The sequence below is a fragment of the Streptomyces sp. CAU 1734 genome, assembly GCF_039888735.1.
Taxonomy (GTDB): Bacteria; Actinomycetota; Actinomycetes; order Streptomycetales; family Streptomycetaceae; genus Streptomyces.
In genome coordinates this window covers 26,478-41,698 of the sequence record NZ_JBDQQP010000014.1, presented here as the reverse complement: position 1 = coordinate 41,698, position 15,221 = coordinate 26,478, and the positions used below count along the sequence as shown (strand labels likewise).

General features: G+C 72.7%; 14 protein-coding genes. 4 read left to right on the top strand and 10 right to left on the bottom strand.

Annotation, left to right across the window (positions count from 1 at the left end; genetic code table 11):
- Positions 1-51 precede the first annotated feature (51 nt).
- The 7 genes from AAFN69_RS25665 to AAFN69_RS25635 form a co-directional block, all read right to left on the bottom strand.
- Positions 52-672 carry a TetR/AcrR family transcriptional regulator gene (locus AAFN69_RS25665; protein WP_347731123.1) on the bottom strand — a complete coding sequence of 207 codons (621 nt, stop codon included), beginning with the start codon at positions 670-672 and terminating at the stop codon, positions 52-54.
- Between the two features lie 349 nt (positions 673-1,021).
- Positions 1,022-1,300 carry a hypothetical protein gene (locus tag AAFN69_RS25660; RefSeq protein ID WP_347731122.1) on the bottom strand — a complete coding sequence of 93 codons (279 nt, stop codon included), beginning with the start codon at positions 1,298-1,300 and terminating at the stop codon, positions 1,022-1,024.
- Positions 1,301-1,456: 156 nt separating this feature from the next.
- Complete coding sequence (locus tag AAFN69_RS25655; RefSeq protein WP_347731121.1) at positions 1,457-2,002, bottom strand: tetratricopeptide repeat protein; 546 nt, start codon at positions 2,000-2,002, stop codon at positions 1,457-1,459.
- A gap of 51 nt (positions 2,003-2,053) precedes the next feature.
- Positions 2,054-3,142, bottom strand: a complete 1,089-nt coding sequence (locus AAFN69_RS25650) for a branched-chain amino acid aminotransferase (RefSeq protein WP_347731120.1) — start codon at positions 3,140-3,142, stop codon at positions 2,054-2,056.
- A gap of 240 nt (positions 3,143-3,382) precedes the next feature.
- Positions 3,383-4,423, bottom strand: a complete 1,041-nt coding sequence (locus tag AAFN69_RS25645; protein WP_347731119.1) for a 3-isopropylmalate dehydrogenase — start codon at positions 4,421-4,423, stop codon at positions 3,383-3,385.
- Positions 4,424-4,543: 120 nt separating this feature from the next.
- Positions 4,544-4,699, bottom strand: a complete 156-nt coding sequence (locus tag AAFN69_RS25640) for a hypothetical protein (RefSeq protein ID WP_347731306.1) — start codon at positions 4,697-4,699, stop codon at positions 4,544-4,546.
- Between the two features lie 369 nt (positions 4,700-5,068).
- Positions 5,069-5,617, bottom strand: a complete 549-nt coding sequence (locus tag AAFN69_RS25635) for a GNAT family N-acetyltransferase (RefSeq protein WP_347731118.1) — start codon at positions 5,615-5,617, stop codon at positions 5,069-5,071.
- A 100-nt stretch (positions 5,618-5,717) separates the two neighbouring features.
- On the opposite strand from AAFN69_RS25635, the gene AAFN69_RS25630 reads away from it, so the two are divergent.
- From AAFN69_RS25630 to AAFN69_RS25620, 3 genes are all read left to right on the top strand, one after another.
- Positions 5,718-6,293 (top strand): CDP-alcohol phosphatidyltransferase family protein, encoded by a 576-nt coding sequence (locus tag AAFN69_RS25630; protein WP_347731116.1) that lies wholly within the window; start codon positions 5,718-5,720, stop codon positions 6,291-6,293.
- Positions 6,294-6,307: 14 nt separating this feature from the next.
- Positions 6,308-7,171, top strand: coding sequence for a phosphatidate cytidylyltransferase (locus AAFN69_RS25625; RefSeq protein WP_347731291.1), 864 nt, complete (start codon positions 6,308-6,310; stop codon positions 7,169-7,171).
- 191 nt (positions 7,172-7,362) lie between these two features.
- Positions 7,363-8,514, top strand: a complete 1,152-nt coding sequence (locus AAFN69_RS25620) for a lysophospholipid acyltransferase family protein (RefSeq protein WP_347731290.1) — start codon at positions 7,363-7,365, stop codon at positions 8,512-8,514.
- Between the two features lie 88 nt (positions 8,515-8,602).
- Here AAFN69_RS25620 and pruA read toward each other — a convergent pair whose 3' ends face one another.
- Positions 8,603-10,243, bottom strand: coding sequence for an L-glutamate gamma-semialdehyde dehydrogenase (pruA, locus tag AAFN69_RS25615; RefSeq protein WP_347731115.1), 1,641 nt, complete (start codon positions 10,241-10,243; stop codon positions 8,603-8,605).
- Positions 10,244-10,284: 41 nt separating this feature from the next.
- Entirely contained in the window at positions 10,285-11,211 is a 927-nt protein-coding gene (locus tag AAFN69_RS25610; protein WP_347731114.1) for a proline dehydrogenase family protein, read from the bottom strand.
- Between the two features lie 178 nt (positions 11,212-11,389).
- On the opposite strand from AAFN69_RS25610, the gene AAFN69_RS25605 reads away from it, so the two are divergent.
- Positions 11,390-12,625: a helix-turn-helix domain-containing protein gene (locus tag AAFN69_RS25605; RefSeq protein ID WP_347731113.1), complete on the top strand. Its 1,236-nt coding sequence runs from the start codon at positions 11,390-11,392 to the stop codon at positions 12,623-12,625.
- 951 nt (positions 12,626-13,576) lie between these two features.
- On the opposite strand, the gene serA is transcribed toward AAFN69_RS25605, so the two are convergent.
- Positions 13,577-15,178 (bottom strand): phosphoglycerate dehydrogenase, encoded by a 1,602-nt coding sequence (gene serA, locus AAFN69_RS25600; protein WP_347731112.1) that lies wholly within the window; start codon positions 15,176-15,178, stop codon positions 13,577-13,579.
- Between the last annotated feature and the right edge of the window lie 43 nt (positions 15,179-15,221).

The following is a 15,221-nucleotide window of genomic DNA, read 5'->3' as shown; positions in this document are numbered from 1 at the left end:
GCGGACGGCGGGGCGGGGTTCGCGCCACCCCCGCGCCGCCGCCCGCGCCGGTCAGCCGGCGGCCGGTCTCAGCAGTGAGTCGGCGACGAACTCGCCGATGTGGTCGAGCGCTCGGGCTCTGCCGGTGCCGGGGAGGCCGACGGCGACATGGACGCTGAAGCCGTCGAGCAGGGCGCGCAGCCGGGTGGCGTACCGGTCGGGGTCGACCTTGCGGAACTCCTCGCGGGATATCCCCTCGGCGAGCAGGGCGACGAGGTCCCGGTGCCAGGCGCCCTCGATCGCGGCCTGCCGGGCCCTGGCGGTGTCGTCGGCGTTCGGGGAGTGGTTCCAGACCTCCAGCCAGAGGCTCCAGTGGGGGTCGCGCGGTCCGGCGGGGAGGTAGAGGCGGACATAGGCGTCGAGGCGTTCGGCGGCGGGCACCGGCCGGGAGAGCAGGGCGTCCCGTTCGGTGCCGAGGCGGCTCTCGCTCCACTCCAGGGTGCGGAGCAGGAGTTCGTCCTTGGTCCGGAAGTAGTAGAGGAGATGTCCGCTGCTCATGCCCACCTCCCTCCCGAGTCCGGCCATGGTCAGTGCGTCGAGTCCGCGTTCGGCGATGGTGGCCATGGCGGCGGCGAGTACGGACTCGCGGGGCGGCGCGACATTGCGTCGCCGGGCGGGTGAGGGTGGGGTCATCCGGGAAGCTCCACGGGTTCGGCGGGCCCGGGTGGCTGCCCGGGACCGGCGGATGCGGCGGGTTCAGCGGGTGTCGGGGATGTGGCGGGCCCGGCGTGCACGGCGCCGGGTGCGAGGGGGATTTCGGATGCGGCGCGGCTCGGCGCCGCGGGGACATGGACGGTTGGAGCCGCACGGGGACGCTCGACGGCCGTGCGGTACAACATCGTCATCTGCCCAGTTCTACCCGATCGTTCGGCGCGAAGGCGATGGGCACCGGCTGTAGCCGGGGGACGCGATGGCCGCCCCGCCCGCGCAGACGGCGCGATCGGCCGCCCGGTCCGGCGCGGACGGCAGTCCCGGCGCCCGTTCAGCGCGCGGACGGCGGGGACCGGCGGCGGTCGCGGGCGCCCGGCGTCTCCGGGGGCGTGCGGGTCTCGATGCCGGTGCGGGCGGGTGTCCCGGCGCGTGGTGAGAGCAGGCCGGTCAGGACGGTGAGCACGATCACCGGTGCCAGCGCCCCGAGCATCGGCAGCAGTACCCCGGTGACCGGGGCGAGCGCGGTGAACGGCCCCGCGGGCACGGCGGGGCCGGCGTACGCGGTGGTGCAGCGCTCGGTCACCGCGATCACCGCGATCACCGCGATCACCGATCGGCCCCGCGGTGTCCGGGGGCCGGGATCACGTGCCGGGCCCCTTCCACGGGCGTCTGTCGCACCGCCGCCACCTCTCGTTAGATCAATGCTCTAAATGGTAGATACATTGATCAAGAAAAGGCAGTTCTTGATACTCGAGTGATACTCAGATCACAGAGGCGGACGGGGTTCCTGCCGGACGGCCGGGGTCAGCTCGTCGGCATACGTCTCGATCGCCCGGCGGAAGTCGCGCACGGACGGATCCCCACTGGTCGCGGCCAGCAGCCTCAGCAGCAGCTGTACGGCGTGCTCATGGCGGCCGGAGCCGAAGAGCGCCATGGCCCAGAAGACGCGCAGTCCGCCGTGGCCGGGAAATTCGGCCACCGCGCTCCGCAGCAGGCTCTCGGCCTCCGCCTGGCGGCCGAGGATCCGGTACGTGCTGCCGAGGCCGAGCAGCGCCTCGGCGCGATCCGCCGGACCGAGCCCGCCGGGGACGGCGAGGGCGCGTTCGTAGTGGGGTACCGCCTCCGCCTCCAGGCCGAGGACATCGTGGATCCAGGCGGTCTGGTACGCGACCCCGGCATCGGCGGGCAGCCGGCGCGCGAGGTCGAGGAGCAGGCGCCGGGCCTCCGCGCGCGACTCCGGGGTGCCCAGCTCCCGCAGGCGCACCGCCTCCGCGAGCTCCCGGTCCCGGCACGGCTGGTCGGATGCGTTCATGCCCCCATCCTCGCCCACCCGGGGCGGGCGGGGACGGGGGCATGCGCCGGGTCAGCCGAGGTTGTGCATCCAGCCGTGCTCATCGGCGGAGACACCGGTCTGGATGTCCAGCAGCGCCTTGCGCAGCCGCAGGGTCACCTCACCCGGCCGCCCGTCGCCCTGCGTCCAGTCGCCGCCCTCGGACTTCACCGAACCGACCGGGGTGATCACCGCCGCAGTGCCGCAGGCGAAGACCTCGGTCAGGGTGCCGTTCTCGGAGTCGCGCCTCCACTGCTCGGTGGAGATCCGGCCCTCCTCCGACTCGTACCCCAGGTCCGCCGCGAGCTTGAGCAGCGAGTCACGGGTGATACCGGCCAGCAGGGAGCCGGTGAGCTCGGGGGTGACGATGCGGTTCCCGTACACGAAGTACAGATTCATCCCGCCCATCTCCTCGACCCACTTGTGCTCCAGCGCGTCCAGCCAGACGACCTGGTCACAGCCCTTCTCCGCCGCCTCGGCCTGGGCGAGCAGGGAGGCCGCGTAATTGCCGCCGGTCTTGGCGAAGCCCATGCCGCCGGGGACGGCGCGGACGTAGTTCTCGGAGAGCCAGACCGAGACCGGCTGGACACCGCCGGGGAAGTACGCGGCGGCCGGGGAGGCGATCACGATGAAGAGGTACTCATTGGCCGGGCGCACCCCGAGACCGACCTCGGTCGCGATCATGAAGGGGCGCAGATAGAGGGACGCCTCGCCGCCGTGCGCCGGAACCCATGCCTTGTCCTGCGCGATCAGCGCGTCACAGGCCCCGATGAAGAGCTCGGCGGGGAGCTCCGGCATGGCGAGCCGGCGCGCGGAGCGCTGGAACCGCTCGGCGTTGGCGTCCGGGCGGAAAGTGGCGACCGTGCCGTCGGGGCGGCGGTACGCCTTCAGCCCCTCGAAGATCTCCTGCGCGTAGTGCAGGGTCATATTGGCCGGGTCGAGCGAGAGCGGTCCGTACGGCGTGAGCTCGGCGTCGTGCCAGCCGCGGCCCTCGGTCCACTTGACCGTCACCATGTGGTCGGTGAAGTGGCGGCCGAAGCCGGGGTTGGCCAGGATCGCCTCGCGCTCCGCGTCGGAGAGCGGGTGCGAGGAGGGCTTCAGCTCGATCGTGGGCGTCGTCATGAGTGCAAATGTCCTTCACCGTTGGTTGTGACGGACCGCGCTCACGCCGCTGCCGGCGCCAGTACGCCCGGGCAACCCCATACGCCACGGCCCGGTTCGATTATCACTCGAAGGACTGTCGGCGAGAAACAGGGGAGAACGGGGTGAAAGCGGTCCCGTTTCGATGGTCCCACCCGGGGCCGCGCATGGAGGAGCCGCCGGGCGCTGTCTGCGACCCGGCGGCTCGGTGGAAGCGTCGGGTCAGCTCGCTACTCGTACCGCGAGCGCGTCGCCGATCTCTTCCGTGGTGCGGAAGGTGCCGTCCCTCTCGGCCAGGTCGGCGGAGACGGCCTCCTCGATGCGCACGGCCTCCGGCTCGAAGCCGAGGTGGCGCAGGAGCAGGGCGACGGAGAGGATCGTGGCGGTCGGGTCGGCCTTGCCGGTGCCCGCGATGTCGGGCGCGGAGCCGTGGACCGGCTCGAACATCGACGGGAAGGCGCCCGTCGGGTTGATGTTGCCGGAGGCGGCCAGGCCGATACCGCCGGTCACGGCTGCGGCGAGGTCGGTCAGGATGTCACCGAAAAGGTTGTCGGTGACGATGACGTCGAAGCGCTCGGGCTGGGTGACGAAGAAGATCGTCGCGGCGTCGACATGCAGATAGTCGGTGGTGACCTCGGGGTATTCCTTGCCGACCGTGTCGAAGATGTTCTTCCACAGGTGCCCCGCGTAGACGAGGACGTTGTTCTTGTGGACCAGCGTCAGCTTCTTGCGGGGGCGGGCGTTGGCGCGCTCGTAGGCGTCGCGGACGACCCGCTCGACTCCGTACGCCGTGTTCAGGCTGACCTCGGTGGCGACCTCGGCGGGTGTGCCGGTGCGCAGCGAGCCGCCATTGCCGGTGTACGGGCCCTCGGTGCCCTCGCGGACCACCACGAAGTCGATCTCGGGGGTGCCGGCGAGCGGGGTGGAGGTGTTGGGGAACAGCTTCGACGGACGCAGGTTGACGTAGTGGTCGAAGGCGAAACGGAGCTTGAGGAGCAGCCCGCGCTCCAGCACGCCGGAGGGCACGGACGGATCGCCGATCGCACCGAGCAGGATCGCGTCGTGCCCCTTGAGGGACTCCAGCTCCGCGTCCGGAAGGGTCTCACCGGTGCGGTGCCAGCGCTGGGCTCCGAGGTCGTACTCCCGGGTCTCCAGCTTCACATCCTGCGGAAGGACGGAGGACAGGACTTTCAGGCCCTGGGACACGACCTCCCGGCCGATGCCGTCACCGGGGATCACTGCGATGTTGAGGCTGCGAGACATACCGGGCACCCTACTCTCCGTCCCATCCCATGACATCGCACGTCCACGATATGGACGGAGGGCGTACGCGGCAGGGGTACACCGGCTCCGGCACGCGCGGGTGGTGCGCCGGGAGGGCGGCTAGCGACCGGCGGAGCCGCCGTTGTCGCGGCGGTCCAGGGCGCGCTGGAGGGCCGCCGCCGCGCTCCTGCGGTCGGACTCGCTCATCCGGCGGGGGGTGTGGCGGACCCGGCGGACGGTGTCTGCGGGCATGGCGGTGGACATGGTTGCGGACATGGTGATCGACTCCTTGAGATCGCGGGGATTTCGAAGGCGCCGGGTGGGCGGGGAGCGTGCCTCAGGGGTTGCCTGGAGGGGCACGGACTCACATCCGCCATTCGCAGGATGGGGCGAGTCGGTCGGCTTCTACCAAAGTAGGCCAGCCCGGCCGCCCTGTCTCCATAAGTAGTCGGACTTCCTACTATCTGAGACGGAGATCATGGAACGGCCAGGTCAGAGGGGGGTTGGGCAGAGGCGACGGACAGTGACCGCCGGGTAGGAAATGCCCGTGGCCGGGACCCGGGAGCCGGCCCGGCGGACCGCGGCGCGGGGGCGCGGGGGCCGGCCCGGAATCGGGACGCCGGGGCCGGCCCCCGCCACGGCGCGTCAGAGGATGTCGCCGTTCCGCTGGTCGAAGACCAGTGACTCCCCGGCCCCCGGAACCGCGCCGCGGACAAAGGTGGACTCCTCCTCGTCCGGGAAGCGCACCGGCCCCCGCGGACCGAGCCCCTCGATCCGGCCGGGCCAGAGCCGCCACCCGCGCGAGCGGTAGAGCGCCGCGCCCTCGTCGGAGGCCGAGAGCGCGCCGAAGTCGTACCCCCGGGCGACGATCCCCTCCAGCTCCTCCATCACCCGGCCGCCCAGACCCCGGCGGCGCACCCCGGGGTGTACCGCCACGGCCTCCACATAGCCGACGCGGTACCAGCGCTCCCCGCGCATCACCCGCCGCATGATCACACTGCCGTGGGCGACGGGATCCCCGTCCGCGCCGTACACCGCGCAGTGCATCCCGCCGAGCGCGTGGTCCCAGTCCTCGTCCCCGAAATCTCCGTCGAAGGCGTCCACGAGCAGGGCGCGGATCGCCGCCAGTTCGGCCGGGGTGAGCTGGGCGGTGTGGGCGGTGCGCACGGAGAACGGCCGCGAGGTCTCATACATACGCCTGAGCCTCTCAGGTCACCGGGCTCACAGGTACTCATCGACGTTCTGAGTATCCGGACGATGGTGAAGAACCGGCCACGGGACAAGAGTTGGCCCCATGAACGGCCTCTACGCTCTCAAGCCCTGGTACGCGGCCCGGCTCGCCGGTGTCCGCGGCGCACTCGCCCGCCGCGAGGTGTCACCCGACACCCTCACGGCGGCCGGAGTGGTGTGCGCGGGCGGTGCCGCGGCGGCGCTGGCCTGGCTGCCCTCGCCCGCCGCCGCCCTGCCGGTCGCCCTGCTGCTGGCCGCCCGGCTCGCCTTCGCCAATCTCGACGGCGCGCTCGCCCGGGACACCGGCCGCACCACCCGGCGCGGCGCGGTGCTCAATGAACTCGGCGACCGGGCGGCGGATCTGGTGGTACTGGCCGGATTCCTCGCTCTCGCGCCGCTCTGGCTGGTGGCCGTCACGGCGCTCGCCGCCACTCTTCCCTCCTGGGTCTCCCTGGCGGGCGCGGCAGCCGGCGGGCCCCGGCTGAACGGCGGGCCGGTCGGCAAGACCGAGCGCTGTCTGCTGGTGGTCCTCGCGGCGGCCGGCGGCTGGGCCGTTCCCGTACTGATCGTGATCGCCGCCGGTTCCGCGCTCACCGCGCTGCTCCGGCTCGGGCGGCTGTGGAAGGAGCTCGCGGCATGAGCGGGAGCACGGCCATGGGAGCCGTACTGGCGGGTGAAGCGGCCGGGCGGGCGGTCTGGCTGGTCTCGGGCGCGCTCGGGGTCGGCGGGATCGCGGTCGCCGCGCTTCCGTCCCGGGTGCGGATGCGGGCCGAGCTGCGCCGCCGCTGGCGCACCTGGGCAATCGCCGCACCGGTCTTCCTGGGGCCGCTGGTCCTGGGCGCGGGCGGGGCGTTCGCCCTGGCGGCGGCGCTGGGGGTGATCGCGGTGGGCGAGTACGCGTGGATGGCGGGGCTGCGGACCGCCGACCGGGCGGTGCTCACGGCGGGCGCGGTGGTGCTGCCGGGGCTCGCCTGGCTGGCCCCCGGGGCGCTGGACGCCCGCGCGGCGGGCCTGCTGCTGCTCGCCGCCGCGCTGCCGGCGCTGCTCTCGGGCGACCAGACGGCCGGTTTCAGCCGTGCCGCCCGGTCCGCCTTCGGACTGCTGTGGATCCCGGTCTCGCTGACGGGTCTGGTCACCCTCGGGGAGACGGCCGTGGCGGTGGGCCTGGCGGTGGCGCTCGGCGATGTGGGCGCCTGGTGCGGCGGTACGGCGCTGGGGCGGCGCGGCCCGCTCGCCCGGCCGCTCTCCCCCCTCTCCCCGAACAAGACCTGGGCCGGGGTGGCGGGCGCGGCGGTGGCGACCGGAGCCGTACTGCTCGCGCTCGGCGTCCACTCGCCGCAGCTGTGGGCTGCGGTGCTGGCCGGATGCGTACTGGGCGATCTGCTGGAGTCGATGGTCAAGCGCGAGGCGGGAGTGAAGGACGCGGGGAGCTGGCTGCCGGGGTTCGGCGGGCTGCTGGACCGGATCGACTCACTGCTTCCGGCGCTGCTGCTGGCGACCGTGGCGGTGGGAGCGTGAGGCGCGCGGGTGCGCGCGGCGCGGTACGGGGCGGTCCCGGCGGCGCGGCGGGCAGCGGGCCGGACGGCCGCCGGGACAGCGGACGGGACACGGGCGCGGGCGAGGTCCCCCCTGCCGGGGCAGGCGGGAATCCCGGCGCGACGGCGGGAGCCGCCGGCCGGGGAGCGGACCGGCCGCCCTCCCGGTCGCGGATCGCGGCAGTGCTCCGCCGCGCCCTGTGGTGGTGTGTGCTGACCCTCACCGGAGGTGTGGAGCGGCGCGGGCGGCTGCCGCGCGGCGGCTGTGTGGTGGTCGCCAACCACTCCTCGCACGCCGACACGGCGGCCCTGCTCGCGGCGCTCGACGCCCGCCACTCCCCCGCGATCGGCGCGGCGGCCGACTACTGGTTCGCCTCGCCGTGGCGGAGCCGGATCTGCCGCCGGCTGGCCGCCGGATTCCCGGTCCGGCGCACCGGCGGGGGCATGACGGATCTGCTCGCCATGGCCGGTGAGCTGCGGGCCGGCCGCGCGGTGGTGCTCTTCCCCGAGGGCACCAGGGGCGCGGACGGCGCCGTCGGCTCCTTCCACCGGGGCGCGCTGGTACTGGCTGCGGAGGCCGGGGTTCCGGTGGTGCCGGTGGGGATCGCGGGCACCAACCGGCTGCTGCCCAAGCACGGCCGGCTCCGCTCCTCGCTGGTACGGGTGCGGATCGGCGCGCCGCTGCCGGTGTGGGCCGGACCGGAGGAGGCCCGGACGGCGGTCGAGGCGCTGCACCGGCGCACCAACGCCGAGTCGCTGCGGGACTCCCGGCTCCGGCGGCGGGTGGCGGCCCTGGCCGCCTCCCGGGCGGGGCTGCTGATCGCCTGTCTGTGGGCTTTCGCGGAGGCGCTGAGCTGGCCGCTGATGCCGGAACTGCTGCTGGGCGCCGTCTGTGCGGCGGTTCCGCGCGCGGCGCTGCGGCTGTCGGTGAGCGCGCTGGCGGGCAGCCTCGCGGGGAGTCTGCTGGCGCTTCAGCTGGCGGGCGCGGGGCTCGCGCCGCCCGCGCCGCTGACGACGGACCGGATGCGGGCCGAGGCCCGGCACCAGCTCGCGGTGGAGTCGGCGGACGCGGTGCGGCACCAGCCGTGGAACGGCGTCCCGTTCAAGGTGTACGCGGCCGAGGCCGGGCGCGCGGAGGTCCCGGCGGGCGAGTGGCTGGCGGCCTCGGCGGCGGCGCGCGGCTCGCGCACCCTGACGGTGGGGCTCGCCTTCGCCGCGCTGGGGCTGCTGCTGCGCCGCTGGCGGCGGTGGTACCCGGGATATCTGGCGCTGCTCGGCACCGGGTTCACGGCCGGACTGGCGCTGATCGTGTCGGGCTGGCGCTGAGTTCCGGGCGTACGGGACCGGACATGGAACCGCCCCCGTTCCGGCGTGGGGGCCGGGACGGGGGCGGGCTCAGGGGGGCCGGGAAAGCTCAGCCCATGTGCGGGTACGGGTAGTCCGTCGGCGGGACCAGCGTCTCCTTGATGGCGCGGGTCAGCGTCCAGCGCATCAGGTTCTGCGGCGCGCCCGCCTTGTCGTTGGTGCCCGAGGCACGGCCGCCGCCGAAGGGCTGCTGGCCGACCACGGCACCGGTCGACTTGTCGTTGATGTAGAAGTTGCCCGCGGCGAAGCGGAGCTTCTCCATCGTGTGCGCGGCGGCGGCGCGGTCGTTGGAGATGACCGCACCGGTCAGCGCGTAGTCCGAGACCGACTCCATCTGGTCGAGCATCGCGTCGTACCCGGCGGCCGACTCGTCCTCGTACACGTGGACCGCGAGGATCGGACCGAAGTACTCGGCCTTGAAGACCTCGTTCTCCGGGTCGCTGCACTCGATGACGGTCGGGCGGACGAAGTAGCCGACCGAGTCGTCGTAGCTGCCGCCCGCGATGATCGTGCAGCTCGGGTCGGCGGCGGCACGGTCGATCGCGGCCTTGTTCTTGGCGAACGAGCGCTCGTCGATGACGGCGCCGATGAAGTTCGACAGATCGGTGACGTCACCCATGGTGATGGAGTCCACCTCGGCCGCGAACTCCTCCTTGAAGCCGTCGTTCCAGATCGAGGCCGGGACGTACGCACGCGAGGACGCGGAGCACTTCTGGCCCTGGAACTCGAAGGAGCCGCGGGTCAGCGCGGTCTTCAGCACGGCGCGGTCGGCGCTGGGGTGCGCCACCACGAAGTCCTTGCCGCCGGTCTCACCGACGATGCGCGGGTAGGCGCGGTACTTCTCGATGTTGTTGCCGACCGTCTTCCACAGATGCTGGAAGGTGCGGGTCGAACCGGTGAAGTGGATACCGGCCAGGTCGCGGTGGTTGAGCGCCACCTCGGAGACGGCGATGCCGTCGCCGGTCACCAGGTTGATGACGCCCTTGGGCAGTCCGGCCTCCTCCAGCAGCTGCATCAGCAGCACGGCGGAGTGGGTCTGCGTCGGGGACGGCTTCCAGACCACGACATTGCCCATCAGGGCGGGGGCGGTCGGCAGGTTGCCCGCGATGGCGGTGAAGTTGAAGGGGGTGATCGCGTAGACGAAGCCCTCCAGCGGGCGGTGGTCCATGCGGTTCCACACGCCCGGGGCGTTCGCCGGGGGCTGCTCGGCCAGGATGTCGCGGGCGTAGGCGACATTGAAGCGCCAGAAGTCGATCAGCTCGCACGGCGTGTCGATCTCGGCCTGCTGCGCGGTCTTCGACTGGCCCAGCATGGTGGAGGCGGCCAGCGTCTCGCGCCAGGGGCCCGCCAGCAGCTCGGCGGCGCGCAGGATGATCGCGGCGCGGTCGTCGAAGGACATCGCGCGCCAGGCCGGGGCGGCGGCGAGCGCGGCGTCGATGGCGTCCTGCGCGTCCTGCGTGGTGGCTCCGGCGAAGGTGCCGATGACGGCCCGGTGGTTGTGCGGCTGGACGACGTCGACCCGCTCGCCGCCGCCCATCCGGCGGACGCCGCCGATGGTCATCGGAAGCTCGATCGGGTTCTCGGCCAGCTCCTTGAGCTTGACTTCGAGGCGGGCTCGCTCGGGGGAACCGGGGGCGTAGCCGTGCACCGGCTCATTGACCGGCGCGGGAACCTTGGTCACTGCGTCCATGGGTGCCGAATCTCCTTGATCAGTGGGTACGGGTGGGGGGTTCAGCCTCGGCTGACCAGCGAACGCAGGAAGAACGCCAGGTTGGCGGGGCGCTCCGCGAGACGGCGCATGAAGTACCCGTACCAGTCGGTGCCGTACGCGATGTAGACGCGCATCCGGTGCCCCTCGGCTGCCAGCCGGAACTGCTCGGCCTCACGGATGCCGTACAGCATCTGGAACTCGTAGTCGTCGAGCTTGCGGCCGGCCTTGCGGGCCAGCTCCTGGCTGATGGAGATGATGCGCGGGTCGTGCGACCCGATCATCGGGTAGCCCTCGCCCTCCATCAGGATCTTGAGGCAGCGGATGTACGCCTTGTCGACGTCGGCCTTGTCCTGGTACGCCACCGACGCGGGCTCCTTGTAGGCGCCCTTGACCAGCCGTACGCGCGAACCCGCCTCGGCGAGCATCCGGCAGTCGTCCTCGGTGCGGAAGAGGTACGACTGGACCACGGCGCCGGTCTGCGGGAAACGCGCGCGCAGATCGGCGTGGATCGCCAGGGTGGAATCGATGGTGGTGTGGTCCTCCATGTCCAGGGTGACCGTGGTGCCGATCTCGGCGGCGGCCTCGACGACCGGCGTGACATTGCGCAGCGCCAGGTCGTGGCCGCCGGTGAGCGCCTGCCCGAAGGAGGAGAGCTTGACCGACATCTCGGCGCGCTCGCCCAGGCCGAGCGGCTTGAGCGCCTCGATCAGCTCCAGGTAGGCGTCCCGGGCGCGGAGCGCCTCGGCCGGGTCGGTGATGTCCTCGCCGAGGACGTCGAGAGTGACCTCCAGGCCGCGGGCGGCGGTCTCCTGGACGACGGGGATCGTCTCTCGGACCGTCTCACCGGCGATGAACCGGTTCACCACGGGCTTGGTGACCGGGGCGGCGGAGACGATGCGGCGCATCTTGTCGCTGCGCGACGCGGCGAGGATCACGGGACCCAGCACGGGGACCTCCTGGAAAGTACGGACAGCCGCACCGGAATCCCGGGGGAACGGATCCGGAACGGCACGAAGAACCACCGTGAAATCTAAGGATCGCTCCGATGCCCGGCCATCGACAGCTGTCACGCATCCGTGGCCGGGATCTCAGACATATGTATGAGAGGCGTGCCAGAATGTCCGGATGAAGGCCGATTACCAAGACCTGGTGGATGAGATCTCCGCACTGCTGGCGGCCCCGGCGACGCTGGAGAACCGGGATTTCGGGCTGATCGCCTTCGGGGCCCACGACAGCGAGGACGACAGCGCGATGGACCCGGTGCGCACCCGGTCGATCCTCACCCGGAAGTCGTCACCGGCCGTGCGCGCCTGGTTCGAGGGCTTCGGCATCGCCCGCGCGACCGGCCCGGTCCGGATCCCGGCCGCGCCCGACGCGGGGGTCTTCCGGGGCCGGATCTGCCTTCCGGTACGCCATCGGGGTGTCGCCCTCGGCTATGTCTGGCTCCTGGACACCGACCCCGGCCCCGGTGACGGACAGCTCGCGGCGGCGATGGAGGTCGCCGAGCGGATCGGGGTGCTCCTCGCCGGGGAGGAGCGGGCGGGGACGGACCTCTCCCGGGAATTCCGGGCCGTGCTGACCGCGGGGCGGGGCTGGCAGTACGACATGGCGGTGGGCGCGCTGCGGACGGCGCTGGGCGGGGACGACCGGGGGGCGGACGGGCCCCATGCCATGGTCTGTGTGACCCCGTGGCCCGGGGACGATCCGCCGCCGGTGCGGTCGCTGCCGGGGGCGGCGGCGGTCTGCGCGGTGCCGGTGGCCGCCCGGGGCGAACCGTCCGCCCCCGAGGCGGCCCCCGAGGCCGCCGCCTCCCGTGGCGCCGAGGGCGCGCCGCCGGGGGCGCCGGCGCCCGCCGGATACGCCCTGGCCGTACTGGTCCGGCTGCGGGCCCTCGACACCCCGGCGCCCGCGCTGGCCGCGGCGGAGCGGCTGCGGGTGGCGGCGGGTGCCGGGGCCGCGGGAGGGGTCGCGGCGCCTCGCCACGGCCTGGCCGACCTGCGCACCGCCTGGTCCGAGGCGACCGCCGCCGCGCGGGCGGCCCGCGCCGCTCCGTCACTCGGGCCGGTGGCCCAGTGGTCCGGGATCGGCGCCTACCGCGTCCTGACCGCGCTCCCCCCGGGCACGGCGGCGGACCCCTCGGTACGGGAGCTGCTGGCCCCCGCCCACGCGGAGCTGGCCCGCACAGCGGAGGCGTATCTCGACTGCGCGGGACAGGCGGGGCGCACGGCGTCGGCGCTCGGCATCCACCGCCAGACCCTCTACTACCGCCTCTCGCGCGTCGAACAGCTCACGGGCCTGAGCCTGTCGGAGGGGGAGGACCGTCTCCTCCTGCACATGACCCTGAAGTCAGCGCGACTGTAGCCGTGGCGCGGGGCGGCTGCCTCCGGCGGGGCCGAGTGTGGTGCGCCCTCGCCCGTGGTGCGGGTGCCTTCCCGGGGCTCCGCCCCGGGCCCGGCGCCTCAAACTCCCCCAGAGCTTCGCCTGGGAGGTACCCCCAGCGAGGCTGAATTGCTTGCCCTCGTTCGCGGGTGCGGGCGGGTGTCGCGTCCTCGCCCGCGTCGTTCGGGGTCCCGGGGCGCGGGTCCCTTTCCGGGGCTCCGCCCCGGGCCCGGCGCCTCAATCGCCGGCGGGGCTTGGTTTTGCTTGCCTTTGTTCGCTGGTGCGGGCGGGTGTGGGGGCGGTGTCGCGTCCGCCTTGTGTGGCTCTCCGGGCTCGACTCCTCACAGCCGGCGGAAACCGGCCCGCTTGCACTGATCACCCCGGCCTTACCGCCGACTCTTCCGGGGACGACCCTGCACACCCCCTCCACGAGCGTCGCCCGATAAGCGGCACCCCGGGCCCGGGCTCTCCGCAGGTGCGGGAGCGCCCGCCCAGAAGCACCCGCCCACTCTGACGCCCATCACCCACCCACCCCGGATGACCTTCTGGACCGGGGTTCCCGGCCTTGTGAAACCGTCTCGGAACGCGCGGACGGGCAGAGCACTGTGATCACGCACTGGGGTCACTCGCGGAAGGGGGGACGCGCAGGAGCGGTACTGGGGCATCAAGCGTGATTTGTGGCGCAAAGGAGAAAGACCAAAACAAGGGCGGTACATGCGCCGTAAATCATGCAGCCCCAGTACCGAACCGGAGCGGCACCCAACCCGCACACACAAGCACCCCAGCCCGGGGAAACAGGCAACCCGCACACACAAGAGCCCCGCCGGCGATTGAGGCGCCGGCACCCCCGCGCCCGGGTGAGCAAAACCCCGCCCCGCCAGAGGCAACCCGCCCGGGGCGGAGCCCCGGAAGGGGCTCCGCAAGGGCGGCGGGCTAGTCCGTCAGGTTGACCGAGCGCGCCGACACCGCCCCGATCTCGTCCGCGATCTCCGTCAGCACCCCCTGCGGCACCGTGTCGTCGACCGTCAGCACGACGAGGGCCTCCCCGCCCTCCTCCGCCCGCGAGACCTGCATGCCGGCGATGTTCAGGCCGGCCTCGCCGAGGATCCGGCCGACCGTGCCGACGACGCCGGGGCGGTCCTCGTAGCGCAGGACGACCATGTGGTCGGCGAGCGCGAGATCCACATCGTGGTCGCCGATGGCGACGATCTTCTGGTGGTTCTTCGGGCCGGCCAGGGTGCCGGAGACCGAGACCTCCTCGCCGTCGGCGAGGGTGCCGCGCACGGTGACGACATTGCGGTGGTCGGGGGACTCCGAGCTGGTCGTGAGCCGCACCTCCACACCGCGCTCCTGCGCGAAGAGGGGGGCGTTGACATAGGAGACCGTCTCGTCGACGACGTCCTCGAAGACACCCTTGAGCGCGGAGAGTTCGAGCACCTTGACGTCGTGCTGGGTGATCTCGCCGTACACCTCGACGTCGAGGCGGACCGCGACCTCGCCCGCGAGCGCGGTGAAGATGCGGCCGAGACGCTCGGCCAGCGGGAGGCCGGGCTTGACGTCCTCGGCGATGACGCCGCCCTGGACATTGACCGCGTCCGGGACCAGCTCGCCGGCGAGGGCGAGGCGGACCGAGCGGGCGACGGCGATGCCGGCCTTCTCCTGGGCCTCGTCGGTGGAGGCGCCGAGGTGCGGGGTGCAGACGACCTGGTCGAACTGGAAGAGCGGGGAGTCGGTGCAGGGCTCCTTGGCGTACACGTCCAGGCCCGCGCCGGCGACCCGGCCCTCCTTGAGCGCGGAGGCGAGCGCCTCCTCGTCCACGATCCCGCCGCGCGCGGCGTTGACGATGCGGACGGTCGGCTTGACCTTGTGGAGGGCGTCGTCGCCGATGAGCCCCAGGGTCTCGGGGGTCTTGGGCAGGTGGACGGTGATGAAGTCGGAGACCTCCAGCAGCTCATCGAGGGTGAGCAGCTTGACCCCCATCTGCGCGGCGCGCGCGGGCTGCACATAGGGGTCGTACGCGACGATCTTCATGCCGAAGGCGGACATCCGCTGGGCGACCAGGACGCCGATCCGGCCGAGGCCGACGACTCCGAGGGTCTTCTCGGCCAGTTCGACGCCGGTGTACTTGGAGCGCTTCCACTCGCCGTTCTTCAGCGCGGTGTTGGCCTGGGGGATGTTGCGGGCGGTGGCGACGAGCAGGCCGCAGGCCAGCTCCGCGGCGGTGACGATGTTCGACGTCGGGGCGTTGACGACCATGACGCCGGCCTTGGTGGCGGCGGACACGTCGACATTGTCGAGTCCGACACCGGCACGCGCGACGACGCGCAGCTTGCGGGCGGCGGCGATGGCCTCGGCGTCGACCTTGGTGGCGGAGCGGACGAGGATGGCGTCCACATCGGCGATCGCGGGGATCAGCTCCGCGCGGTCCGCGCCGTTGCAGTGGCGGATTTCGAAGTCAGGTCCGAGTGCGTCCACGGTGGCGGGCGACAGCTCTTCAGCGATGAGTACGACGGGTTTCCGAGACGCAGTGCTCACGTGAGTCCTCACAAGTCCAGTGCAGTCGGCCGTCCCGACGGCC

Coding starts and splice junctions, on each gene's coding strand:
- AAFN69_RS25665 (WP_347731123.1), bottom strand. CDS start 672: ATGACCCCACCCTCACCCGCCCGGCGACGCAATGTCGCGCCGCCCCGC.
- AAFN69_RS25655 (WP_347731121.1), bottom strand. CDS start 2,002: ATGAACGCATCCGACCAGCCGTGCCGGGACCGGGAGCTCGCGGAGGCG.
- AAFN69_RS25650 (WP_347731120.1), bottom strand. CDS start 3,142: ATGACGACGCCCACGATCGAGCTGAAGCCCTCCTCGCACCCGCTCTCC.
- AAFN69_RS25645 (WP_347731119.1), bottom strand. CDS start 4,423: ATGTCTCGCAGCCTCAACATCGCAGTGATCCCCGGTGACGGCATCGGC.
- AAFN69_RS25640 (WP_347731306.1), bottom strand. CDS start 4,699: ATGTCCGCAACCATGTCCACCGCCATGCCCGCAGACACCGTCCGCCGG.
- AAFN69_RS25635 (WP_347731118.1), bottom strand. CDS start 5,617: ATGTATGAGACCTCGCGGCCGTTCTCCGTGCGCACCGCCCACACCGCC.
- AAFN69_RS25630 (WP_347731116.1), top strand. CDS start 5,718: ATGAACGGCCTCTACGCTCTCAAGCCCTGGTACGCGGCCCGGCTCGCC.
- AAFN69_RS25625 (WP_347731291.1), top strand. CDS start 6,308: ATGGGAGCCGTACTGGCGGGTGAAGCGGCCGGGCGGGCGGTCTGGCTG.
- pruA (WP_347731115.1), bottom strand. CDS start 10,243: ATGGACGCAGTGACCAAGGTTCCCGCGCCGGTCAATGAGCCGGTGCAC.
- AAFN69_RS25605 (WP_347731113.1), top strand. CDS start 11,390: ATGAAGGCCGATTACCAAGACCTGGTGGATGAGATCTCCGCACTGCTG.